Source organism: Rudaeicoccus suwonensis (genome assembly GCF_007829035.1).
In the GTDB taxonomy this organism is placed as follows: Bacteria; Actinomycetota; Actinomycetes; order Actinomycetales; family Dermatophilaceae; genus Rudaeicoccus; species Rudaeicoccus suwonensis.
This window is the reverse complement of the sequence record NZ_VIVQ01000001.1, coordinates 592,941-615,664: the sequence shown is the minus strand read 5'-3', so window position 1 is coordinate 615,664 and position 22,724 is coordinate 592,941. Positions and strand designations below refer to the sequence as shown.

Here is a 22,724-nt window from a genome sequence, read left to right as displayed (position 1 = left end):
AGCTCAGTTCCCTTGCGGTTCTTCAGTTTCCGTGGACTCTTCATGAGCCGCGCGGTCGATCGCCTGCTTCGCCGAGGTCGCCGTTGCGGTGTCTGCGCGACGTCGGAACACCCATCCGTCGACATTGCGCTGATGGGCGCGGGTGACCCCCAGCTGGCCGGGCTCGACATCCTCGACCACCGCGGAACCGGCTGCGACATACACCCCGTCACCGATCGTGCGAGGCGCCACGATGACGCTGTTGCTGCCGACGAAGGAGTTCTCGCCGACCCTCGTCTGATGTTTGTTGACACCGTCGTAGTTGGCGAAGATCGTGCCGGCACCGATGTTGGTCCCCGCCCCGATCACCGCGTCGCCGCAGTAGGTCAGGTGCGGCACCTTGGCGTCGTCACCGATCTGGGCGTTCTTGGTCTCGACGAAACCGCCGATCTTGCCGCCGGCGCCCAGCGTCGTGCCCGGCCGCAGATACGAGAACGGGCCGACGGTGGCGTCCTGCCCGATGAGCGCGAGATCGGCGTGCGTACGTATGACGCTGGCACCGTCACGGACCTCGGTGTCCTTCAATGTGGTGTCGGGGCCGATCTCGCAGCCGGCGCCGATGGAGGTTGCGCCATACAGCTGGCAGCCGGGGTGCACGATCGTGTCGGCACCCACGGTGACCTCGACGTCGACCCAGGTGCTGGCGGGGTCCTCGATGACGGCGCCCTGCTCGCGCATGAGCTTGTCCAGAGTGCGGCGGTTGAGCTCGGCACCGAGACGGGCCAGCTGGGCCTTGTCGTTGACACCCTCGGTCTGCCACAGATCGTCGAGCACATGCGCCCGCACCAGCAATCCGTGACCGACAGCGACCTCGACGACATCGGTGAGGTACTTCTCCCCTGCCGCACTGTTGACGCCGACCTCGGCCAGTGCCTGCCGCAGCACGGCGGCATCGAACGCGAACAGACCCGAGTTGAATTCGTTGATCTGCCGTTGCTCCTCGGTGGCCTGTTTGTGCTCGACGATGGCGCGCACATTGCCGTGGTCGTCACGCACGACGCGCCCGTAGCCGGTGGCGTCGTCGAGCACGCCGGTGATGACGGTGACGGCGGCGGCGCTGGCCTCGTGCTCGGCGGTCAGTTGCAGCAAAGTGCGGGCATCGAGCAGCGGGGTGTCGCCGGTGGTGACCAGCACGGTGCCGGTGAGATCTGGCGGCAGTGTCTGCAGGCCGCATTCGGCCGCGCGGCCGGTGCCGTAGACGTCGTCCTGCTCGGCGATGAGCACCTTCTCGACCACGGCGCGCGCAGCGGCGGCGACGTCGTCTTTTTGCGCTCGCACCACGACCGTGACGTATGACGCGCCGGTACCGGCGGCCGCCGCGACCGCGTGGCCGACGAGGGTGCGGCCACCGATGCGGTGGAGGGCCTTGTTCAGCCGTGATTTCATCCGGGTGCCGTCGCCTGCGGACAGGACGATGACGGCGGCGGGGGTTGCGGTCACGTGAGGATGGCTCCTGGTCGGAGGGGATTCGGGTGCCGGGCCGCGAGGCCCACCGGGGATGCTACCCGCCGGAGCCTGCTGCTCTCGCCCTGCACGCGAGGGGCCTTCCATTGGGGTGGACGGCGGGCTGGCGGCAGTTCGCGGTACGGCGCGACTGGCGTCGGGGATGAGCGCACCCGTTGCCGGCCAGGATGCTCGCGGCGTTGGCCGGCCAAACTCGCCGGATCGGCGACGTCTGGGAGGTGGCTTCCGCGGAACTCGCCGGATCGGCGACTTAGAGATTGCGCGGGTAGGTCATGGCCGGTGTGTGGGTCTGGGTTCCAGCGGTGGTGTCGGCAGGTGGGTGGTCCAGGCGGTGCGGATGAGGAGCCGGGTGATGGTGATCGTCTTGGCAGGGCGATGAACGCGTTGATGATCGGGGTGCGTCGTTCGGTGCGGACGCGGAGATCCCTCACCCAGGCGTCGTCGGTCGGCTCGGGCTCGGCGTCGTTCGGTGCGGACGCGGAGATCCCACTGGTAACAGACGCGGTGCCCGCTCCTCGCGACCGTGCCGGCTCCTGGCGAGCGCCGAGTACATGCCCGCACAGTCTGTACCTCGCCGATGTGGCACCAGGGGTCGCCTCATGGGTCGCATGAGCCCCGAAGGCCTCACGCATCATGCATCAGTCGCCGATGCGGCGACGACGAGGACCCCTCGCGTGGTGCGGTGACTGCCACCCGCCACATACGCCACGGCAGTAACGCTGGGGTGGTTGGAAAGACGATTACTTCCGGTCGCGGTCGCGATACTGGGAAGTAATCGTCATCTCGACCATGCACTCGCTGTGCCGGGGCCAGCCCGGGCACCCGTACGTCGCCGATTCGGCGACGTACGGAGGGCGATGGCGGATACGGTGGGCGCCACACCCAGCACCTACCCGCGCAATCTCTAAGGGGCGCAGCGCCCGCGGAACTCACCGTATCGGCGGCTTATGTGTGACGGGTGAGGTTGTTGTGACCGGTGATCCTGTTGAGGCAGTAAAAACGACCGCATCGGCGACTTCTGGCAAAGCGTCCGCGGAACTCGCCGCATCGGCGACTTACGTGTGACGGGTGGGGTTGTTGTGACCGGTGATCCTGTTGAGGCAGTAAAAACGACCGCATCGGCGACTTCTGGGACGTGGCTTCCGCGGAACTCGCCGCATCGGCGACTTTATGGCGCTGGCTCCCCGGGTTGGAATCGAACCAACGTCGCTAATCCTGATTCAAAGTCAGGCGGCCCCTGCCAGCAGAGCAACCGGGGAACGATCCCGTGGCGGGACCCGGACAAGGGTAAAGCAGCGCGTCGGCATCGGCACATTGGGTACATCGCCAACACAATGGGTGCATGGCCAAGAAGCGTGCACGGTTGTCGGCGGCGGACCGACGCGAGCAGTTGATCAGCGTTGCGCGCGAGATGTTCGCCGAACAGGGAGTCCAGCCGACAACGGTCGAGGACATCGCCAGCGCGGCGGGCGTCACCAAACCGCTGATCTACGAGCATTTCGGCGGCAAGGAGGGTTTGTATGCCGTCATCGTCGACCGGGCGATGCGCGACCTGCTCACCCAACTGACGTCGGCCCTGAAGACCGATGGCACGTCACGCGAGATCCTCGAACGCACTGCCCTTGCACTGCTGACCTACATCGAAGCCTCACCGGCAGCCTTTCGGGTGCTGATGCGCGACTCCCCGACCTGGCATGCCAGCGGGTCGGCGGCGAGTCTGATGTCCGCAGTGGCCGGCCAGGTGGAGGGCATCCTCGCAGAAGCCTTCAAACGCAACGGTTTCGACGATCGGCCTACGCCGATCTACGCGCAGATGCTCGTCGGGATGATCGCCTTCACCGGCGAGTGGTGGACCGAGTCCGGCTCGTCGTTCACCCGCGACGAGGTGGCTGCCCACCTGGTGACCATGGCGTGGCACGGACTCGACGGCATCGGCTCACGAGCAGCGGCCCGCTGAGACGTCACGCCGACTGGATCTCGATCCTGTTGCCGACCGGATCGTCGGTGTGGAAGCGACGTATGCCGGGGATCTGATCGTCCCAACGCACCTCGCCACCCGCGGCGGAGACGGCAGCCGCAACCTCGTCAAGACTGTCGTGACCGTCGACCAGTAGACACGGGTGCGCCTTGCGGGCGGGCCGAAAATCCTGCTCCACTCCGAGATGCAACTGCTGCCCACCGACGCCGAACCAGCAGCCTCCGCGCACTGCCAGTGCCGCCGGCTTTTCGATCTCCGGCAACCCTAGAACGCCGGTGTAAAAGGCGCGAAGCACATCCTCCGAGCCGGCCGGACATGCCACTTGCATGTGGTGAAAACCCATGACCGTCATCAGAATCCGCCTTTGCGGCCGACGGCGAAGATGCGCCGGAAGGGGAACGGCACGCCATACTCGTGGCGGGGATACTCCGCATCGAAACGCTCGATCAACTCGGCGATGAATTCCTCCTGCTCAGCGCCCTCGAGAACATCGAGCAGCGGTCGTAGTGCTGTCCCTTTGACCCACTCCAGCACCGGACTGCGCTGGTCTCCGGCGGGGTCGAGGATCTGCAGATACGTGGTCTCCCACACGTCCAGATGACCGCAGGCAGTGGCCAGCACTTCGGCATACTCCTCGGGAGTTGCGACCGGGTCCTCGCGCAGAGCGCCCTCCAGATCGGCAGCCCGGTCGTGCGCGCGGGCGACCTCCCGGATGATCCGGTGCGAGCCGGCATCGAAGTTGCCGGGCACCTGCATCGCGAACCACCCACCTTCGGCCAACCAGTCGAGCCAACCGGCGATCAGGCTCAGGTGGCCCGGCACCCATTGCAGGGTCGCATTGGTGACGATCACGTCGGGCTGTATGCCGGCGCCCGGCGCCCAGTCCGCGACGTCCGCCTGTTGCCACGCCACCCGCGCCGCGCCGTCGACCTCACGCGCCCGTCGCAGCATGTCCGCCGACGAGTCGACGCCCGTCACGGTGGCAGTCGGCCAACGGGCCGCCAACATCAAGGTCAGCGGACCGTTGCCACACCCGAGATCGTAGACATACGAGGGGTTTTCGGCGCTGATTCGAGAGATCAGATCGATGAACGGCCGGTTGCGCAGATCAGCGAAACGCTCATACTGCTTCGGGTCCCATGTTGCCACGGCAGGCTCCTTACGCCTCATTAGATATCTTGATATCAAGATAGTCTCATCTATCTCGATGTCAAGAAACTTGATAGCTAGAATGGGAACATGACAAGGCGACGCGACGAGGTCGACCAGATCGTCGATGCGTGGCGGCGCGAGCGAGGCGACTTGGATGTCGAGCCGCTGCAGGTCCTCTCGCGCATCTCTCGGCTGGCGCGGTTGCTGGACCAGGCTCGCGGTGCCGCGTTCGCCGACCACGACCTCGACGGCTGGGAGTTCGACGTGCTCTCCGCGCTGCGACGTGTCGGTTCGCCGTACGAACTATCGCCGGGTGCCCTCATTCAACAGACGCTGGTCACCAGCGGCACGATGACCAACCGCGTCGACCGGCTCGAGAAGCGCGGTTTCGTTCGGCGTCGGCCGGCGCCCAACGACCGGCGGGGTGTGCTCGTGCAGTTGACCGACTCCGGCCGTGCCGTCGTCGACGACGCCATGGTCGAACTCCTCGACCACGAGCGCGAGTTGCTCAGCAACCTGTCCGGACGTGACCGCGACCGCGTGGCGTCAGCTCTGCGCACGCTGCTGTCGGCGGTCGAAAACCGTTCGGAAGAATGACTATTCGGCGACCTCGCATGCGGCGATGCTGCATCCTCGCAGGTCACGACGAGTGCGCGGCCTGGGAAACGCGACGTGTCCAGTTGCGGCGCTTCAGGTCAAGCCTCGCCCGCAGTGCAGGCGCCGGCCGGAGCTGACGTGATGAGCTGGGCGTCCATGGTGCTGGTCACGCCGAGCATGCGGCCAATGAGACACCCGTTCTTTGCGGCATTGGTGAGTCCCGTGAACTGCGACTCGGTGATGCCGTCGACCGAAGCCCGCATCGTGATGTGTATCCGGCCGGGTGGGCCGTCGGGCATTCCCAACAGTGTCTCCACTTCGACAGTCGTGTCGATGCGCTCGGCGATGAAGTTCCCCCACCCGAATGCGTTGGCGAATGCCTGATTGAGACAGCCGGCGTACGAGGCGGCAAGCAGTTCTTCGGGCGATACTCCGTCGGTGCTCTCAAAGCGCGACGCGTAGGTGTAACCGACTGCGTGCATCGACCCACTTGCGGTGGACAGTTGCCCACCGCCCTCCCGCCACGAGCCGTGCCAACTGGCACTGCCGTGGGCTTTCACTCCATTCCCAATCGCGCAGACAGTTCACCGACGAGCGCTGGGTGATCTCGTTCGGCCTCCGTTGCGCCACCCCAGCCGGCGGCCACCATCGTGCGCATCCTCTGTTGCGCCGCCGGGCGGTCGATCGCCGCGGAGATCGCGGCAAAGGACTGCAGCAACTCACCCTGAGATGGTGGTGACACCCGTTCGTCGACGATCTGCTTGATGGTCGCGATCGCCGTCTTGTCGAAGCTCGCGACGCGCCGGGCAAGTGCATCGACATGATGGTCGAGCAGGGAATCCGGAATCGCGCGATTCACCCATCCGAACGACTGCGCAGTGGCAGCGTTGAAGTCGTCTCCACTGAGCAGCACCTCCAGTGCCCGGGAACGCCCGACGAGACGCGGAAGCCAGTTGAGGCCACCACCACCGGGCACGACTGCGAAACCGATCTCCGGCTGGGCGAACACCGCTTTGTCGAGGCTCGCAAAGCGCAGATCGCACGCCAGGGCCAGTTCGTTGCCGATCCCTCGGCAGCGTCCCCGCACGCTGGCGATCGTCAGGACCGGCGCCGATGCGAACGTGGTGATCGTTTCGGCCCACGTCGTCGCCAGATCAGCGGCACCGGGGCGATCCGGCACCTCATGCAGTCGTGCAACGTCGAGATGCGCGATGAAGTAGTCCGGATCCGCACTGTCGACTATCACGACCTTCAACTCCGGATCAGTGCTCATGCGCTGGACCAGAAGCCGGAACTCGGCATACACGTCCGGATCGAACAGGTTGATCGGCGGATTGTCGATCGTGAATCGCACGACACCGGTGCCTGGTTCGCTGATCTTCACAACTGGCGACATCGGAACTCCTTAGTATGAAAAACAGACTAACTGCTGACACAGCATGACATAGTCAGTCTCATAATGGAACTCACTGCTCCGGTTGGCGTACCATCCGGCTATGCCCGCGCCCGAGGACGACCGATTCCACGTAGACGGCACTCGCATCTGCTCCATCGCCGACGCACTTGAGATAGTGGGAGATCGATGGTCACTGCTCGTTGTGCGCGAGGTGGGCTTCGGCAACACACGCTTCGAACAGATCAGGGAGCGGACCGGCGCGCCTCGCCAGGCCCTGACGGCGCGGCTCCGCAAGCTTGAAAGCGGCGGTGTGCTCGAACGCCGCGAATATCAACAGCGGCCGCAACGATATGAGTACGTCCTGACGGAGGCCGGCCGCGATCTCATTCCCATCTTGTCGAGCCTGCGCCTGTGGGGCCGCGAGCACGCGTCGGGATAGAGCCAGATCCACTCCGCCGTGACGCCTGTCCCCGAGTTCGGGCCGCCCGCCAGGACGCGGCGCGTCAACTGACGATGACCTCGTCGACCCCGACCTGATGGTGCTCGGCACATTCCACGACGACGTGCACGGCTCCGCCGCAGCCGGCGTGCTCAAAGGTTCGTGCGCGCGTGCCATCGGCATACTTGGCACCCCACTGGCCGAGGGCGAGAACCGCCGGCATCAGATCACGACCGCTCTCGGTGAGCACGTATCCATGACGGGTGCGCTGGCCGGGATCGCGATAGGACTGGCGCTCCAGAAGGCCAGCGTCGACCAGATGACGCAGCCGGGACGCCACGACAGCCTCGGTCAACCCAGTTCGAACGACGAAATCGTCGAACCGGAAAGTGTCATACAGCGCTTCGCGCATCAGCAATATCGCCGACCTTGTGCCGATCGCCTGCATCGCACGATCAATCGGGCACCGGTCCCCTGGGGACCGCCGCGACTGGCGCGCCATTGCGCCTGCAAGAGCAAAAGCCATCCCACAACCATACCTGACTTGCAAAATACATAGCCAGCCATCACGATCTGACTATGGTTTCTCATAGTCAGAACCGTCAGGCCACGCCACAGCCCGCCGCGCCGAGCACCATCCCCAGTCAGGGGCTGATCCTGCTGGTGTTGTCCGCGGCGGCATTCATGGCCAGCCTCGACCTGTTCATCGTCAACGTTGCCTTCAACGCGATCCGCCACGATTTCGCCGGGAGCTCGCTCGCCGATGTGAGCTGGATCCTCAACGGCTACGCCACTGTGTACGCCGCACTGCTGGTGCCCCTTGGCCGCCTCGCTGACCGATACGGACAGAAGGGAGGGTTCCTCATCGGCTTGACAATGTTCGTGCTGGCCAGCGGCGCGTGCGCTCTCAGCCCTGGCCCGTGGTGGCTGGTCTGCTTCCGTTTGCTGCAGGCTGCAGGTGCGGCGGCGCTGACCCCGACGAGTCTCTCGCTTCTGCTCGGTGCGACCGAACCGGCGCGACGCGCTCGAGCGGTGCGCATCTGGGCCGCGACCGGCGCCCTTGCTGCGGCCGTCGGACCAGTGGTGGGCGGAGCGCTGGTTCAGGCAGCCTGGCAGTGGGTGTTCATCGTGAATGTGCCTATCGGAGTCGCTACCATCATCGCGACGATGCGGTACGTTCCCGCTTCGCGTGACGCTCGGGCCGAAGGAAATCCGGATCTGGTCGGCGCCGCAATACTCGCCGTTTCTATCGCCGCACTGGCTCTCGGAGTTGTGAACGGACCGAGTTGGGGCTGGTCCGACATCAAGACTGTCGTCAGCTTCGTCGTTGCGGTGATGGGCACGGCGTCGTTCGTGCTGCGGACCATGCGTTTCCCCGAACCGGTCATTCCTCCGTCGATGCTGTCCGTGCAGACCTTCGCGTGGTCCAACATCAGCTCCTTGGTGTTCAGCTTCGCCTTCGCGGCAGGACTACTCGCGAACATTCTCTGGCTTCAGCAAGTGTGGGGATACGGACCGATGAGAGTCGGACTCGCCGTCGTGCCTGGACCGGTGATGGTGCAGGTCACCGCTCTGATCTCGCATCGTCTGATCCGACGCGGTGTGACCGCCGGAGCCATCTCAGCAATCGGCTGCGCTCTGCTTGCAACCGGATATCTGCTGATCGCGACAACCGTCGGCCACTCCCCTCACTGGGCGACCGAGATGCTCCCCGGGCAATTGCTCATCGGATCGGGAGTCGGATTCGCCCTACCAACCATTTTGTCCACGGGCACTTCCGATCTTCCCGCGCAACGTACGGCAACCGGAAGCGCCGTCCTCAACATGTCTCGTCAGGTCGGCAGTGTGGTGGGTGTATCCGTACTGGTCTCGATCGTCGGTTCGCCGCGCGGATACTCCGAAGCGCATGGGGCGTTCCGCGCCGCGTGGATCACGATCGCAGCGACCGCATGCCTGGCGGCCGTCGCTTCCTTTGGGATGAACCCACACCGACGCTCCATCGACCAGGCACAGGTGCCCGCTGCGGAGGTCGCGTAGCGCATCGCACAGACATCGGCGACAAGGCCCAATGTCGCCGATGTCCGATGCTGTCGGCGGTCGAAAACCGTTCGGAAGAATGACTATTCGGCGATCTCGCCGCTGATAATCCACTGCTCTTCGAGATCGGCACGCTCGTCCTGCAACGCCCGCAACTGGGCGTCGAGTTCGGTCGCACGCGCGTGGTCGGTCGCTGCCGCGACCAGGTCGTCGTGCAGTCGCGCTTCGCGCTCGGCCAGCTTGGCCAGCGAGCGTTCGATCCGGGCCATCTCCTTGCGCGCCTCACGCTGCTGCGCCGGGCTGTATGCCGACGTCGCCGGCTCCGCTCCCCCGGACGCCGTCACGCTCGTGGCCGCGGGACGGCCGGCGACAGACGCACGATCGGGTGCGGCGGCCGCCTGCGCCTCCTGCTCGGCGCGCAGCTGTAGATACTGCTCGACCCCGCCTGTCAGGTCGCGGATCCGCCCGTCGCCCAGCAGCGCCACCTGCCGGTCACACATGCGTTCCAGCAGGTAGCGGTCGTGCGAGACCACGACGAGAGTGCCGGCCCAGCCGTCGAGCACGTCCTCCATCGACGTCAGCGTCTCGATGTCCAGGTCGTTGGTGGGCTCGTCGAGCAGCAGCACGTTGGGCTCGGTCATCAGCAGCCGCAGGAACTGCAGCCGGCGGCGCTCGCCACCGGACAACGACTCGACCCGCGTCTGCTGCCGCGGGCCGGAGAAGCCCAGGCGTTTGGCAAGCTGCGAGGCGGAGGTCTCTTTGCCGTCGAGCATGATGTAGCTCTTGACATCGGTGATCGCGTCGATCACCCGCCATCCCTCGACCTTGGACAGTTCGCGCACCTCCTGGGTCAGGAAGGCGAGCTCGACGGTGCGGCCCTGTTTGCGCTTGCCCGCCGACAGCGGCTGGCTGCCCTCGATGGCGCGCAGCAGGGTCGACTTGCCGGAGCCGTTGACACCGACGATGCCGGTGCGCTCACCGGGCGCGAGCCGCCAGGTCTGCTTGTCCAGGATCTGCTTGTCGCCCAACTGGATCGAGGCGTCGACCAGGTCGATGACGTCCTTGCCCAGGCGGGTCGTGGCGAAGCGAACCAGCGACACCTCGTCGCGCGGCTCGGGTTCGCCCTTGATCAGCTCGTTGGCCGCGTCGATGCGGAAGCGCGGCTTGGACGTGCGCGCCGGCGGGCCACGACGCAACCAGGCAAGCTCCTTGCGCAGGAGGTTCTGGCGACGGTCCTCGTCGGCTGCGGCGATGCGAACGCGTTCGTTCTTGGCCAGCACGTATGCCGCATAGCCACCGTCATACTGCTCGATCTGCCCGTCGACGACCTCCCACGTCGCCAGTGCCACCTCGTCCAGAAACCACCGGTCGTGGGTGATGGTGATGAAGGCGTTGTCGGACCTCGCCCGCCGGTGCACCAGGTGATCGGCGAGCCACTGCACGCCCTCGACGTCGAGGTGGTTGGTGGGCTCGTCCAGCAGCACCAGGTCCGGATCGTCAACGAGCAAGCGTGCCAGGGCAATTCGGCGTCGCTCGCCACCGGACATCGGGCCGACGATCGCGTCGCCGCCACCCACGGCCGCGAAATCGATGCCACCGAGCAGCCCGCTCAGCACGTCGCGGATGCGCGGATCCCCCGCCCAGACGTGCTCGGGCCGATCGCCCAGGACGGCGTGATGCACGGTGGCGGCCGGGTCGATGTCGTCGTCCTGACTGAGCATCCCGGAGGTGAGCCCACCGACGCGCGTGAGCCGGCCGCCGTCGATCGGCTGGCGCCCGGCCAGCACCCGCAGCAGTGTGGACTTGCCACCGCCATTGCGGCCGACGACTCCGATGCGTTCGCCTGTGCCGATGCCGAGGGAAACTCTGTCGAGCAGTTGTTGGGTGCCCAGCGCAAGCGAGATGCTCTCGGCGGCAATCAGATTGGGCATCAGACCAGTATCGCGGTGTGTGTTGCCGGCGCTGTCACCGGCGTCGCACGTCGTGTATGACGTGTGCACCGTGCACCGGCCCTGAGGCGCTGACGACCACGTCGGCCACCTTGCCGGCTGTGAGAGTGACCATGAGGTCCAGCGCTTCAGATCGGTCCGCGCACAAGAAGGCCACGGTCGGACCGGAGCCCGACACGATGGCGCCAAGAGCGCCCGCGTCGATCCCGGCGTCGAGGGTGTCCCAGAGACGCGGCAGCAGCGAACAGGCGGCGTCCTGCAGATCGTTGTGGAGTCGTCGGGCCAGCGCGTCGACGTCGCCGGCGCGCAAGGCGGTCATCAGCCCTTCACCGGGCACCGGTTCGTCGACGGGGTCGTCACCGCGGAGCCGGTCGCACTCGGCATACACCGCAGGGGTCGACAGACCCTCGTGATGCAGCGCGAAGACCCACTCGAAGCTGCCCTTGGTCAGGACAGGTGCAAGTTGCTCACCGCGGCCGGAGCCGATGGCCGTGCCGCCATACAGCGCGAAGGGAACGTCACTGCCGAGTTCGCTTGCCAGTGAATGAAGTTCGCGCTTGTTGAAACCGGTTTGCAGCAGCGCGTCGGCCGCCAGCAGCGCGCCGGCCGCGTCGGCCGAGCCACCCGCCATACCGCCCGCGACGGGAATGGACTTGGCGATCTCGACGGCGAGCGGCTCCTCGATTCCGGCCCTCCGAGCAAGCAGCCGGACCGCCGTCATCGCGAGGTTGTCATCGCCGTTGGGGACCTTGTCGGAAAACGGGCCGGTGGTCTGACAACTCCAGTCGCGGTCACTGCGCACGGTCACTTCGTCGCACAGATCGACGGCGTGGAAGACAGTCGAGATGGCGTGGAATCCGTCGTCGCGGAGCGGACCGACGCGAAGCTCGAGGTTCACCTTGGCAGGCACCTTGACCGTGACCTGCGAAGAGAGAGATGACCCCATGTGCGCCACCCTATGCCGAACGCGCCGCAGCGACGGCGGCGAACTGCTCCACCGTGATGCGCTCGCCGCGCAGGGTCGGGTCGACACCGGCCGACCGCAGAGCTGCCTCGGCAGCCGCGGGTGAACCCGCCCAGCCCGCGAGAGCGGCCCTCAGCGTCTTACGACGAGCAGCGAATGCCGCGTCGACACAAGCGAATACGTCCTCTCGGGAGGCGGTTGTCACCGGTGGTTGACGTCGGTGCATGGAGACCAGACCGGAGTCGACGTTGGGCGCCGGCCAGAAGACGTTGCGGCCGACGCGATCGGCCAGCCGGACATCGGCATACCAGGCGGCCTTGACCGACGGGACACCGTAGATCTTGCTGCCGGGCGCGGCCGCGAGGCGCTCGGCGACTTCAAGCTGCACCATCACCAGCACCCGCTGCAGGCTCGGGAAACGTTCGAGGAAGGACAACACCACCGGTACCGAGACGTTGTAGGGCAGATTGGCCACGAGGGCGGTCGGTTGCGGATCCGGCAGGGAGTTCACGGTCATCGCGTCTGCCCGGATCACCTCGAGCCGGTCGGCGACCGTGGGGGCCAATCGCTGCACGGTGCGCGGGAGTTCGCCCGCCAGTCGCGGATCCACCTCGACGGCACGCACCCGGCCTGCGGCATACAGCAGGGGCAGGGTCAATGAGCCCAGACCGGGGCCGACCTCGACGACGGTGTCGTGCGGACCGACGCCCGCGAGCCGAACGATCTTGCGCACGGTGTTGGGGTCGATGACGAAGTTCTGACCCCACTGCTTGGTGGGGCGCACGTCGAGACGCTCAGCGATCCGGCGGATCTCGGTGGCGCTGAGCAGCGAAGGGTCGGCGTCATCGGTCACGACGCCGACCCTACGCGGTCAGTGGACTGCGCATCCGGCGGTGCTTCCACTGATCCTCTCGGTCGCTCAGGCGGCGCCTGCACAACCCCAGGGAGCAAGACCGCTCTTGGCGTAGAGGCGGTTGGCGACGGTGATCTGCTCGGCGCGAGAGGCCAGATCGGCGCGTGCAGCGAACTGCCCGCCGCCGTTGGCGAGCCAGGTGCTCGCGGAGAACTGCAGTCCGCCGTAATAGCCGTTGCCGGTGTTGATGCTCCAGTCGCCGCCGGACTCGCAGGCGGCGATGCGGTCCCACATGGCTGCGTGAGCCAGGTTGAGTCCACCGGAACTCGGCTGGTAGGGGGTCGGTGCGGGCGCAGCCTTCTCGGTGCCGATGAGCACGACCCGGTTGACCGGGGCCCTGGTGATCTTGCGCTGCACCACGTTGCTCGCGGTGACGCGGGAGCCGCTGAGTGTCTGCTTGGTCGTCACGGTCTCGGTGCCGGCGACACCGAGCCTGGTGACCTTGGTCGCACCGGCGGCCATGGTGGAGGTGTACCGACGCTGCGTGCCGTAGCCCACGGTCTGTGTGGTGGTGACCAGCCGGGTGGTGCTCGCGGCCTTCGTCGCGGCCTTCCTGGTGGTCGAGGCGCTGGGGGCCGGGCTCGCGCTGGTGGACGTCGTGGCGGGTGCGCTCTTCGACGTCGCGGCGAGGGGGTTCAAGTTGGCGGCTGCATTGCCTCCGCCAGCGCTTCCGCCAGCACCGCAGGCGGTGATTCCGGTGACGGCAACCACGCCGGCAGCACCGGCGATCGTGCGGGTTCGAGTAATGGTGGAACGGTTGAAAATCAAGGGTTCTCCGATGTCGGACGGACCCGGAAGCGACGTCAGGGCGCGCGACATCCACTTACGTGGATTGTGCGGGTGGCGTTGTTCTCGGCTGCTCGATGGCCGCCGACCGGTGCGCCTCCAGGCCGCCCCCGCGGCCCCGCCCGGAACCTGCGGCTCCCGGGCAATGACCTATCCACCGTGAAGCACAAGTGCCGAGAGGTCAAATTTCGATAACGAAAGCTTCGTCACAGTGCGTGTCCGAGCAATGGCGAGGTGCGGCGCGGCGCGGCGGCGGCGGCGGCGGCAGCACTGTGGCGGCAGTGGCCCGCGGAGTCGCCGAATCGGCGACTTCTGCGGGGCCGGTCAGGCTGCCGGGGTCGACTTCGCTCACGAAATGTCGATCTTTGCCGGAACCGCCTGTCACGACATGTCAATCCTGGTCGGAAACGTTCGCGTGATGCGACCAATGCCGACATCTCGCAGCCGACGACGTCGCACCAAGCGCAGCAATCGCCGAATCGGCGACTTCTGCAGAGCCCGTCAGGCTGCCGGGGTCGACTTCGCTCACGAAATGTCCATCTTTGCCGGAACCGCCTGCCACGACATGTCAATCCTGGTCGGAAACGTTCGCGTGATGCGACCAATGCCGACATCTCGCAGCCGACGACGTCGCACCAAGCGCAGCAATCGCCGAATCGGCGACTTCTGCAGAGCCCGTCAGGCTGCCGGGGTCGACTTCGCTCACGAAATGTCCATCTTTGCCGGAACCGCGTGCCACGAGATGTCAATCCCAGTCGGCAAAATTCGAGAACAGCGGCAGATGGGGACATCTCGCGGCCGACGGCGTCGCACCAATCGCCGCATCGGCGACTTGTGTGTGACCAGTGGGACTGGTCCAAACCAATGGGACTCGAGAGGCGTCCGGATCGACCGCATCGGCGATTTACGTAGCTGGGAGGGAGCTGGCGGCATCACACGCGCCGCATCGGCGACTTCTGCGGGACCCGTCAGGCTGCCGGGGTCGACTCCGCTCACGAAATGTCGATCCTCGTCGGAATGCCGCTCACGAGATGTCCCCATTGGTCGGAAACGTTCGCGTGATGCGACCAATGCCGACATCTCGCAGCAGACGATGTCGCACCAAGCGCAGCAATCGCCGAATCGGCGACTTGTGTGTGACCAGCGGGACTGGTCCACACCAATGGGACTCGAGAGGCGTCCGGGTCGACCGCATCGGCGATTTGTGTGGCTGGGAGGGAACTGGCGGCGTCATACGCGCCGAATCGGCGACTTCTGCAGAGCAGAACGGTGCGCGACCGCCGACCTCGCTCACGAAATGTCGATCTTTGCCGGAACCGCGTGCCACGACATGTCAATCCTGGCCGGAAACGTTCGCGTGATGCGACCAATGCCGACATCTCGCAGCAGACGACGTCGCACCAAGCGCAAAGAATCGCCGAATCGGCAGCTTCGTGCGGGACGCGGCAGGCAGCAGCACAGAGCGGGACGCGGCAGGCAGCGGCACAGCGGGACGCGGCAGAGCAGCACAAAGCGGGACGCGGCGAAGCAGCGGCACAGCGGGACGCGGCAGAGCAGCGGGAGGAGCCCTCGGGAATGACCGGAGGCGCCGCGCGGATCACCAGGGACCGTAGACGCGCTCACTGTTGTCGGACAGCGCCTGGCACAGCGTCGGCACGTCCACCGACAGCGTCGTCGCCATCGCGCGCACCGTGATGGGCACCAGGTATGACGCATTCACCGCTCCGCGGAACGGCGACGGCGTCAGGAACGGCGCATCGGTTTCGACCAGCAGGTGGTCCAGCGGCGTGATCGCGAGCGCATCGCGCAGCCCGCGGGCGTTCTTGAAGGTGACCGTCCCCGAGAACGACAAGAAGTACCCCGCCTCGACACACCGCCGTGCCAACTGCATGTCGCCCGAAAAGCAATGCATGACAGTGTGATTCGGTGCGCCCTCTTCTTCGAGAATGCGCATGACGTCATCGTGTGCGTCACGGTCGTGAATCTGTAGCGCCTTGCCGGTCCGCTTGGCCAGGTCGATGTGCCAGCGCAGCGAATCCTGTTGAGCCTGCACACCTTCGGGGCACGTGCGGAAGTAATCCAGACCGGTCTCACCGATCACCCGGACACGCGGATGCGCTGCGAGCTGCTCGATCTGTGCCCACGCCTCGTGCAGATCGCCACGTTCGGCGTGCTTCGGCGCCTCGTTCGGATGGATCGCCACGCCACCCAGCATCCGTGGATGACGTTCGATCTGCTCGACGGTGAACCGCGCACCCGCCAGGTCACAACCGATCTGCACGACCCGGTCGACGCCGACAGCAGCCGCGGCATCGAGTGCCTGCGCCACGACGGGAGCAGCCGCACCGTCACGTGAGATGTCCAGATGGGTGTGGTTGTCGACAACCGGCAACGGCAACGGATCAGGCGCCGGTGGCGGGCCGTCGTGCCCCTGCTCGTGTCCTTTGCTCACGCCCGCGCCTTCGCGGAACCGGTCGCGCCGGCGGTTGCCGATCCGGTCTCGGAACTCGCGCCACCGACCCCCTTGCCGAACGGGTCCTCCGGGTCGATCGCGTCGAGCTTGGCGAAGATCGGCGTCGGCTTGGCGATCGGTGTGCCAGGCACGACCGGCCGCGACTCCCAGCTGGGCGTGTCGCTGTAGTCGCCGGTGATCACCGGATAGCCGCGCTCGGGGTCGTCGAGATCGGTGACCTGGTCGAGTCGTGGCATCGGCACGAATTTTGTTGTCGCGCCGAGGGTTTCGGCGATCTTGTTGCTGCTGTGCGGCAGGAACGGCGCCATCATGGTGTTCAGATCGCTGACCGCTTGCACCAGCGTGTGCAACACGGTCGCCAGCCGCTCGCGCTGGTCGTCGCCCTTGAGCCGGAACGGCTCGGTGTCGGTCACGTACTTGTTGGCCTCGCGCACCAGGCGCATCACTTCGGCGATCGCAGCCTTCTGCCGCTGCTTCTCCAGCAACTCACCAACCGTGTCGAAACCAGAACGTATGGCGCTCAGCAGCTTCTCGTCGATCGGCTCCGTCTGCCCCGGCGTCGGGATCTCGCCGAAGCTTTTGGCGACCATCGAGGCGGTGCGGTTGACCAGGTTGCCCCAGCCCGCGACGAGCTCGGTGTTGTTGCGGGTGACGAAGCCGTCCCAGGTGAATTCGCTGTCCTGGGTCTCCGGACCGGCAGCACAGATGAAGTAGCGCAGCGCGTCTGCGCCATACGTGTCGAGCATGTCGCGCACGTAGATCACGTTGCCGCGGGAGGTGGAGAACTGGTCGCTGCCGAGGTTGAGGAAGCCGGACGCGACGACCTCGGTGGGCAACTGCAGCTCGCCATACGGCCCGGGTTCGCCACCCTTGTCACCCTCGCCGCGATAGCCCAGCAACTCGGCCGGCCAGATCTGCGCGTGAAAGGTGATGTTGTCCTTGCCCTGGAAGTAATACGACCGCAGCTGCGGGTCGTTCCACCACTCGCGCCACTTCTCGGGTTCGCCCAACCGGCGGGCCCACTCGATCGACGCCGACAGATAGCCGATGACAGCGTCGAACCACACGTAGAAACGTTTGGTCTCCCAGCCGTCGACGGGGATCGGGATGCCCCAGTCGATGTCGCGGGTCATTGCACGCGGGTGCATGTCGGCGGCGATGCCCTTGGCGAAATTGATCACGCCCGGCCGCCAGGTGCCGGCCGAGTCGACCTCGTCCAGCCACTTCTGCAGCGCGTCGGCGAGTGCGACGAGGTCGAGGAAGAAGTGAGTGGAGTCGATGAACTTCGGCGCGCTGCCGTCGACCTTGCTGACCGGGTCGATCAGGTCGGTCGGATCGAGCTGATTGCCACAGTTGTCGCACTGGTCACCGCGCGCAGGATTGAATCCGCAGATGGGACAGGTGCCTTCGATGTAGCGGTCGGGCAGGGTGCGGCCGGTCGTCGCACTCACCGCGGTCTGGGTGGTCTGCTCGATCATGTAGCCGTTGGCGCGGATCGTGCGGAACATCTCTTGCACGACGGCGTAGTGGTTGCGCGTCGTGGTGCGGGTGAACAGGTCGTAGGACAGCCCGAGATCGGTGAGGTCGGCGGCGATGACCGCGTTGTACTTGTCGACGATCTCCTGGACCCCGACGCCCTCCTTGTCGGCGAGCACCAGGATCGGCGTGCCGTGCTCGTCGGTGCCGCTGACCATCAGCACGTCGTGCCCGGCCATCCGCATGTACCGGCTGAAAACGTCTGAGGGAACGCCGAATCCGGCGACGTGGCCGATGTGACGAGGCCCGTTCGTGTAGGGCCAGGCGACTGCCGACAGAACCTTCATAGCCAGCAATCCTAGGCGCGCACGTCCACCGGATTTCGCCGCCCGCCGACCGTCGCACCAACCGTCCCACCGGCTGTATGGCGCAGGCCACCGCCCCGGGTGCGCTTTTGACAGCGGCGCGACGCGGGGGTCACGATCGCACCGGATGCGTCGACCGGCGCACCGGTCACCTGCCTGCACAGTGCTGTATCCCGCGGCCCCACCTCCGCGTCACCCACCCACGGAAAGCCCATGCCGACCACACCCCCTGATCCACCAGCAGCACGACCGGTGATGTCGAGCCGTCTGCGGGCGGCCTACGTGATCCTCTCGGGAATCGTGATTTTCGGGGCATTCCTGTGGTTGCGCGCGCATGAGACACATGGCCCCGGACAGGCAGGTATGGCGAGCGCCACCGTCATACGTCAGTCGCCCGCGACCGACGGCCGCACCGATCTGACGGTGTCCTACACCGTCGACGGAAAGACACGTCAGATCACCAAAAGTGTTGAAACGTCAGCATTCTCGAGTCAGGGCCGCATCGTCTGGGTGTGCTTCGACCCGACCGACCCCAGCAGCGCCAGTCTGCGGTTGCCTGAGGATCCACTCTGCGGGCAGAGCTGATCCCGGCTCTCACCGGCAGGTGACCGGCGCCACCTGCACCGAGGCGAATTTCACCAGCGTGACGGTGCCGTCCTGCCACACTTGCCAGCCCGGCGTGCTGCGCCCCTTGGCGGTCAGGGCATCGCGAGCGCACACCGGCAGCGGAAACGCCCAGGTGTCCTCGGAGGTGAACATCGCGTAGCCCACCGTCGGCGACGGCCCCGGATGCAACGAATACACGTCGTAACGCGCGACCAGATAGGCGCCGACGTCGTTCTGCGTGCCGATCCGTGCGCCGGCCGGCACGTGCTCGGCCGCGAGGCGCTGGATGGCGCGGACCACGGGGGCCGTGGCCAGGGTCTGTGCGGGCGTCGCTGCTTTGAGCCGCACCTCCCAGACACCGAGCGCGACGTTCGTGACCACACCCACTCCGGCCAGCACTCCGAGCACCGATCGCGCGCGGGGCAGACCGTGCCGCTGCACTGCGTCGACGAATGCCAGCAACGCGATCGGCCACAGCACCAGGTCGTAGTGGAAGTCCAGGCTCCAGTAATGCTCGTTCGAGGACACTGCCCGCCACAGCAGGGTCGGCACCGCGAGCAGCGCCAGCACGGAGCGGCAGCCCACGATCATCGTGGTGGCGAGGAAGAGCGCGACGGGCAGCAGGCGCAATGGGGTGATGCTGTGATCCGCGGGAGTGGTCATGCCGCGGGGCCCTCCGGATCCGAAGTATCCGAGATAGCCGGACTGGCCACCACCGGAGAAATGCGCGATGACCACCATCGCCGTGAGCAGCCCCAGCACGCCGATCAACAGCAGTATGAACGGCTTTCGCCATCCGTCCCGTCGGTTGAGCAGCCACCAGCAGCCCCCCGCCGCAAGCACGGTCAGACCGAGGTCCTCCTTGGTGAGGACCAGGGCCACCGACGCCATCACGCACCAACGGAAGTCGCGCCGTAGCAGCGCGACACAGAGTATGGCGACGGCGGGCGCGGCAAAGGCGACCTCGTGCACGTCATACAGGTCGGCGGTCAGCACGCCGCGCGACAGCAGGCCGATCACCGCGATGGCAACAGCCGCGCGGGTGCCGATTCGCCGCTGCGCAACGGCCACGATCAGCGTGAGCGTCGCGGCCAACAGCACTGTCTGCGTCAGCAACAGCACGCGCGGATCCGGCCAGAGCCACCACAGTCCGCCCCAGATCACCAGGATCGGGCTGAAGTGGTCGCCGAGCAGGCGCATTCCGCGGATGTGCGACACCGGCAGGTGCCCGTGCGCCCACGATTGCGCGCCCTGCGCAAAGATCCCCAGGTCGTAGTTGGCGACGTGGCCGTCGTTCCACCGGCCGATCGACAGAGCACCGAACCAGCAGAAACCGACGACCGCGACCGCTGCCGGCAGCCACCAGCGCGAAGCGCGCCCGATGCCGACGCGGGACCCCTCAACGGGCGGCGAGGGCTGCGTCATACAGCGCTTTCTTGGACAGCCCGGTTTCGGCGGCGACGTCGGCGCACACGTCCTTCAGCCGGTCGCCGGCAGCTACCCGCTGCTGTATGCCGGGGAGGGCCTCCTCGACCGTCGCGGACACCGCAGGGGCTCCGGCAACCACGATCGAGATCTCGCCGCGGGCGCCCTCCACCGCCCACTGGGCCAACTCCGACAGCGGACCGCGACGGATCTCCTCGTACGTCTTGGTGAGCTCACGGCAGACGGCGGCCCGCCGATCCGCTCCGAACGCCGTGGCCATCGCGGCCAAGGTGTCGGCCAGCCGGTGCGGCGCCTCGAAGAAGACCATCGTGCGCCGTTCGTCGGCAAGTGCGGCCAGAGTACGTGCCCGCTCACCCGGCTTGCGGGGCGGGAAACCCTCGAAGCAGAAGCGGTCGACCGGCAGTCCGGACACCGCCAGCGACATGAGGACCGCGGACGGTCCAGGCAGGCAGGTGACCCGCAGATCCGCGGCCGCGCAGGCGGCCACCAGGCGGTAGCCGGGGTCGGACACCGACGGCATTCCTGCGTCAGTCACCAGCAGCACCTGCGCGCCCGCGGTGATCCGAGTAACCAGATCGGCAGTGCGGAAGGCCTCGTTGTGCTCGTGATAGCTGACCACGGATCCGGTTGCAGTCACACCGATCTCGTCCATCAGACGCCGCAACCGCCGGGTGTCCTCCGCAGCGATCACCTCTGCCGATGCCAGCGCGCGCTGCAGCCGGGGTGAAGCATCGGCCGGATTCCCGATGGGGGTCGCTGCCAGGATCAGGGTTCCTTCGGGCATGGGCGGCAGTCTTCCACGGTGACCCCGCCCGGACGACATACGCGGCGGGTAGGCACACGGGACACGGGCTCCTCGGTTAACCTCACCGAGGGCTGCCAGCCGATCCGGGCTGCCGATGAGATTCGGGCAGGTCAGAAAGGGGAATGCGCGTGACGGTCACGCTGACGCGGACCAGCGACGACAGCACCTCCGGTGCGGCTCTCGCTACCCGCCGCGCGATCCTGCGGCGTCGCCTGCTGGGCGCGCCCCGAACCGCCGAAGCGAAACTGTGGGCCTTCCTCGGCCCGGCCATCGTCAGCGTCATCGGCGGCATCCTGCGCTTCTGGAACGTCGGCCGACCACACCAGCTGATCTTTGACGAGACGTACTACGTCAAAGAGGGCTGGTCGATGATCCTGTACGGCTACGAACGCAAGCAGGATTCCAGCACCGGCATCACGAACAACCCCGACGGGTTGTTCACGATGGGCGACCCGCACATCTACGGCAGCCAGACCGATTTCGTCGTCCATCCGCCGATGGGCAAGTGGTTCATCGGTTTCGGCGAGCGCCTGTTCGGCATCACCTCATCGTTCGGCTGGCGGTTCGCCGTCGCGACCTTCGGCACCATCGCGATCTACCTGATCGGTCGCGCGGCCTGGCACATGTTCCGCTCCCCTGTCCTGGCAACGCTGGCATCGATCCTGTTGTGCTTCGAAGGCACCGAATTCGTCATGTCGCGCACCTCGATCCTGGACATCATGGTGATGTTCTGGGCGCTGGCCTGCTACACCGCGCTGCTGGCCGATCGCACCCGCACCCGCCGGATCCTCGCCGACAAGGTCGCGGCGCTGCAGGTGTCCGGGCGGTGGGACAAGGCATCGATCAGCGGCCCGTGGCTGGGCTGGCGACCGTGGCGCTGGGTGGCCGGCATCTGCATCGGTTTCGACCTCAGCAGCAAGTTCTCGGGGCTGTATTTCCTGGCCGCCTTCGGTCTGCTGACCTGCCTGTGGGATCTCGGCGCCCGCCGAGCGGTCGGGGTGCGCCACTTCTGGGCGGCGACCTTCGTCAAGGACTCGCTGCTGGCGATCGTCAACGTGCTGTGCCTGTCGATCATTGTCTACCTGGCGACGTGGTTCGGCTGGATCGCGAGCGCGACCGGGTACGACCGGCAATGGGCCGCCCAGAACCCCGCGAACCAAAACAGCGGCTTCTCGCCGACGAGCTCGTTGTTCGCGTGGGAACCGGACTGGCTGCGGTCGCTGTGGGAATACAACATCCAGATGGTGCAGTCGGCCACCGACATCACGCAGTTCCACCCGTACATGTCGAACCCGTGGTCATGGATGCTGCAGACCCGGCCGACGTCGTTCTTCTACGAGAGCCCCACCAAGGGTCAGGAGGGCTGCACCGTCGCTCAGTGCAGCAAGGCGATCACCTCACTGGGTACGGTGAGCATCTGGTGGCTCGGCACCATCGCCTTGGCGGTGCTGCTCTATTACTGGCTGCTCGGACGCGACTGGCGTGCGGGCGCGATCCTGCTCGGCGTCGCGGCGGGCTGGCTGCCGTGGTTCCTCTACCAGGCCCGCACCATCTTCACGTTCTACACAGTCGCCTTCGCGCCATACGTCGTGCTTGCCTGTGTCTTCGTGCTGGCCCTTGTGCTCGGCAAACCGGACGCGCCGCCGAAACGAGTCATGGCGGGCAAGGTTGCCGTCGGCGGGTTCACCATCGTCACGGTCGCACTGTTCGTGTTCTTCTGGCCGATCTGGACTGCTCAGGTGATCCCGTACTCGCACTGGCAGTGGCGCATGTGGTTCCCCAGTTGGATCTGAGGTCGAAGCCGAGGCCGGATTCGCGATCCGGGCGTCCGGGCTGACA

At 66.4% G+C, this 22,724-nt stretch carries 20 protein-coding genes and 1 tRNA gene; 6 read left to right on the top strand and 15 right to left on the bottom strand.

The window, feature by feature from the left end:
• Nucleotides 1-3 precede the first annotated feature (3 nt).
• Together glmU and BKA23_RS02910 are read right to left on the bottom strand one after the other, a co-directional pair.
• Nucleotides 4-1,479 carry a bifunctional UDP-N-acetylglucosamine diphosphorylase/glucosamine-1-phosphate N-acetyltransferase GlmU gene (glmU, locus tag BKA23_RS02915; protein WP_281287525.1) on the bottom strand — a complete coding sequence of 492 codons (1,476 nt, stop codon included), beginning with the start codon at nucleotides 1,477-1,479 and terminating at the stop codon, nucleotides 4-6.
• Nucleotides 1,480-2,680: 1,201 nt separating this feature from the next.
• Nucleotides 2,681-2,762: transfer RNA gene (locus tag BKA23_RS02910), tRNA-Gln, on the bottom strand.
• Nucleotides 2,763-2,845: 83 nt separating this feature from the next.
• On the opposite strand from BKA23_RS02910, the gene BKA23_RS02905 reads away from it, so the two are divergent.
• On the top strand, nucleotides 2,846-3,460 hold the full coding sequence (locus BKA23_RS02905; RefSeq protein WP_145225313.1) for a TetR/AcrR family transcriptional regulator: 615 nt from the start codon (nucleotides 2,846-2,848) through the stop codon (nucleotides 3,458-3,460).
• Nucleotides 3,461-3,464: 4 nt separating this feature from the next.
• On the opposite strand, the gene BKA23_RS02900 is transcribed toward BKA23_RS02905, so the two are convergent.
• The gene (locus BKA23_RS02900; RefSeq protein ID WP_211841578.1) at nucleotides 3,465-3,833 is read right to left on the bottom strand and encodes a VOC family protein; all 369 of its coding nucleotides are present in this window, start codon (nucleotides 3,831-3,833) and stop codon (nucleotides 3,465-3,467) included.
• Complete coding sequence (locus BKA23_RS02895) at nucleotides 3,833-4,630, bottom strand: methyltransferase domain-containing protein (protein WP_246104419.1); 798 nt, start codon at nucleotides 4,628-4,630, stop codon at nucleotides 3,833-3,835. Before BKA23_RS02895 ends, BKA23_RS02900 begins: the two co-directional genes overlap by 1 nt.
• Nucleotides 4,631-4,720: 90 nt before the next feature.
• On the opposite strand from BKA23_RS02895, the gene BKA23_RS02890 reads away from it, so the two are divergent.
• Nucleotides 4,721-5,230, top strand: a complete 510-nt coding sequence (locus BKA23_RS02890) for a MarR family winged helix-turn-helix transcriptional regulator (RefSeq protein ID WP_145225310.1) — start codon at nucleotides 4,721-4,723, stop codon at nucleotides 5,228-5,230.
• 98 nt (nucleotides 5,231-5,328) lie between these two features.
• Here BKA23_RS02890 and BKA23_RS02885 read toward each other — a convergent pair whose 3' ends face one another.
• Both BKA23_RS02885 and BKA23_RS02880 read right to left on the bottom strand, forming a co-directional pair.
• Complete coding sequence (locus BKA23_RS02885; protein WP_170226343.1) at nucleotides 5,329-5,790, bottom strand: OsmC family peroxiredoxin; 462 nt, start codon at nucleotides 5,788-5,790, stop codon at nucleotides 5,329-5,331.
• Nucleotides 5,787-6,626, bottom strand: a complete 840-nt coding sequence (locus BKA23_RS02880; protein ID WP_145225307.1) for an enoyl-CoA hydratase/isomerase family protein — start codon at nucleotides 6,624-6,626, stop codon at nucleotides 5,787-5,789. Before BKA23_RS02880 ends, BKA23_RS02885 begins: the two co-directional genes overlap by 4 nt.
• Before the next feature lie 100 nt (nucleotides 6,627-6,726).
• Between BKA23_RS02880 and BKA23_RS02875 the strand changes: the two genes are divergently transcribed.
• Complete coding sequence (locus BKA23_RS02875) at nucleotides 6,727-7,065, top strand: winged helix-turn-helix transcriptional regulator (RefSeq protein WP_145225305.1); 339 nt, start codon at nucleotides 6,727-6,729, stop codon at nucleotides 7,063-7,065.
• 64 nt (nucleotides 7,066-7,129) lie between these two features.
• Here the strand turns inward: BKA23_RS02875 and BKA23_RS02870 are convergent, their stop codons facing one another.
• Nucleotides 7,130-7,513, bottom strand: a complete 384-nt coding sequence (locus tag BKA23_RS02870; RefSeq protein ID WP_281287524.1) for a winged helix-turn-helix transcriptional regulator — start codon at nucleotides 7,511-7,513, stop codon at nucleotides 7,130-7,132.
• A 131-nt stretch (nucleotides 7,514-7,644) separates the two neighbouring features.
• Here BKA23_RS02870 and BKA23_RS02865 point away from each other — a divergent pair, with 131 nt between their 5' ends.
• Nucleotides 7,645-9,102 (top strand): MFS transporter, encoded by a 1,458-nt coding sequence (locus BKA23_RS02865; protein ID WP_145225301.1) that lies wholly within the window; start codon nucleotides 7,645-7,647, stop codon nucleotides 9,100-9,102.
• An 83-nt stretch (nucleotides 9,103-9,185) separates the two neighbouring features.
• On the opposite strand, the gene BKA23_RS02860 is transcribed toward BKA23_RS02865, so the two are convergent.
• From BKA23_RS02860 to metG, 6 genes are all read right to left on the bottom strand, one after another.
• Nucleotides 9,186-11,033 (bottom strand): ABC-F family ATP-binding cassette domain-containing protein, encoded by a 1,848-nt coding sequence (locus tag BKA23_RS02860; protein ID WP_145225300.1) that lies wholly within the window; start codon nucleotides 11,031-11,033, stop codon nucleotides 9,186-9,188.
• 34 nt (nucleotides 11,034-11,067) lie between these two features.
• A complete protein-coding gene (locus BKA23_RS02855; RefSeq protein ID WP_145225298.1) occupies nucleotides 11,068-11,997 on the bottom strand; it encodes a 4-(cytidine 5'-diphospho)-2-C-methyl-D-erythritol kinase in 930 nt (309 codons plus the stop codon).
• A gap of 10 nt (nucleotides 11,998-12,007) precedes the next feature.
• Nucleotides 12,008-12,868: a 16S rRNA (adenine(1518)-N(6)/adenine(1519)-N(6))-dimethyltransferase RsmA gene (gene rsmA / locus BKA23_RS02850; RefSeq protein WP_145225296.1), complete on the bottom strand. Its 861-nt coding sequence runs from the start codon at nucleotides 12,866-12,868 to the stop codon at nucleotides 12,008-12,010.
• Between the two features lie 66 nt (nucleotides 12,869-12,934).
• A complete protein-coding gene (locus tag BKA23_RS18085) occupies nucleotides 12,935-13,696 on the bottom strand; it encodes a resuscitation-promoting factor (RefSeq protein WP_342783587.1) in 762 nt (253 codons plus the stop codon).
• A gap of 1,615 nt (nucleotides 13,697-15,311) precedes the next feature.
• A complete protein-coding gene (locus BKA23_RS02840) occupies nucleotides 15,312-16,166 on the bottom strand; it encodes a TatD family hydrolase (protein ID WP_145225292.1) in 855 nt (284 codons plus the stop codon).
• Entirely contained in the window at nucleotides 16,163-18,010 is a 1,848-nt protein-coding gene (gene metG / locus BKA23_RS02835; RefSeq protein ID WP_145225290.1) for a methionine--tRNA ligase, read from the bottom strand. The genes BKA23_RS02840 and metG overlap by 4 nt, the downstream gene beginning before the upstream one ends.
• A gap of 231 nt (nucleotides 18,011-18,241) precedes the next feature.
• Between metG and BKA23_RS02830 the strand changes: the two genes are divergently transcribed.
• Entirely contained in the window at nucleotides 18,242-18,613 is a 372-nt protein-coding gene (locus tag BKA23_RS02830; RefSeq protein WP_145225288.1) for a DUF3592 domain-containing protein, read from the top strand.
• A 9-nt stretch (nucleotides 18,614-18,622) separates the two neighbouring features.
• Here BKA23_RS02830 and BKA23_RS02825 read toward each other — a convergent pair whose 3' ends face one another.
• A complete protein-coding gene (locus BKA23_RS02825; protein ID WP_145225287.1) occupies nucleotides 18,623-20,059 on the bottom strand; it encodes a DUF2079 domain-containing protein in 1,437 nt (478 codons plus the stop codon).
• Nucleotides 20,034-20,864 (bottom strand): 16S rRNA (cytidine(1402)-2'-O)-methyltransferase, encoded by an 831-nt coding sequence (rsmI, locus tag BKA23_RS02820; RefSeq protein WP_145225285.1) that lies wholly within the window; start codon nucleotides 20,862-20,864, stop codon nucleotides 20,034-20,036. Before rsmI ends, BKA23_RS02825 begins: the two co-directional genes overlap by 26 nt.
• A 143-nt stretch (nucleotides 20,865-21,007) precedes the next feature.
• Between rsmI and BKA23_RS02815 the strand changes: the two genes are divergently transcribed.
• Nucleotides 21,008-22,678, top strand: coding sequence for a dolichyl-phosphate-mannose--protein mannosyltransferase (locus tag BKA23_RS02815; protein ID WP_145225283.1), 1,671 nt, complete (start codon nucleotides 21,008-21,010; stop codon nucleotides 22,676-22,678).
• Nucleotides 22,679-22,724 lie beyond the last annotated feature (46 nt).

Coding starts and splice junctions, on each gene's coding strand:
- BKA23_RS02905 (WP_145225313.1), top strand. CDS start 2,846: ATGGCCAAGAAGCGTGCACGGTTGTCGGCGGCGGACCGACGCGAGCAG.
- BKA23_RS02900 (WP_211841578.1), bottom strand. CDS start 3,833: ATGACGGTCATGGGTTTTCACCACATGCAAGTGGCATGTCCGGCCGGC.
- rsmI (WP_145225285.1), bottom strand. CDS start 20,864: ATGCCCGAAGGAACCCTGATCCTGGCAGCGACCCCCATCGGGAATCCG.
- BKA23_RS02865 (WP_145225301.1), top strand. CDS start 7,645: ATGGTTTCTCATAGTCAGAACCGTCAGGCCACGCCACAGCCCGCCGCG.
- BKA23_RS02875 (WP_145225305.1), top strand. CDS start 6,727: ATGCCCGCGCCCGAGGACGACCGATTCCACGTAGACGGCACTCGCATC.
- BKA23_RS02860 (WP_145225300.1), bottom strand. CDS start 11,033: ATGCCCAATCTGATTGCCGCCGAGAGCATCTCGCTTGCGCTGGGCACC.
- metG (WP_145225290.1), bottom strand. CDS start 18,010: ATGAAGGTTCTGTCGGCAGTCGCCTGGCCCTACACGAACGGGCCTCGT.
- BKA23_RS02815 (WP_145225283.1), top strand. CDS start 21,008: ATGCGCGTGACGGTCACGCTGACGCGGACCAGCGACGACAGCACCTCC.
- BKA23_RS02825 (WP_145225287.1), bottom strand. CDS start 20,059: ATGACGCAGCCCTCGCCGCCCGTTGAGGGGTCCCGCGTCGGCATCGGG.
- BKA23_RS02830 (WP_145225288.1), top strand. CDS start 18,242: ATGCCGACCACACCCCCTGATCCACCAGCAGCACGACCGGTGATGTCG.
- BKA23_RS02890 (WP_145225310.1), top strand. CDS start 4,721: ATGACAAGGCGACGCGACGAGGTCGACCAGATCGTCGATGCGTGGCGG.
- BKA23_RS02880 (WP_145225307.1), bottom strand. CDS start 6,626: ATGTCGCCAGTTGTGAAGATCAGCGAACCAGGCACCGGTGTCGTGCGA.
- BKA23_RS02870 (WP_281287524.1), bottom strand. CDS start 7,513: ATGCAGGCGATCGGCACAAGGTCGGCGATATTGCTGATGCGCGAAGCG.
- BKA23_RS02855 (WP_145225298.1), bottom strand. CDS start 11,997: ATGGGGTCATCTCTCTCTTCGCAGGTCACGGTCAAGGTGCCTGCCAAG.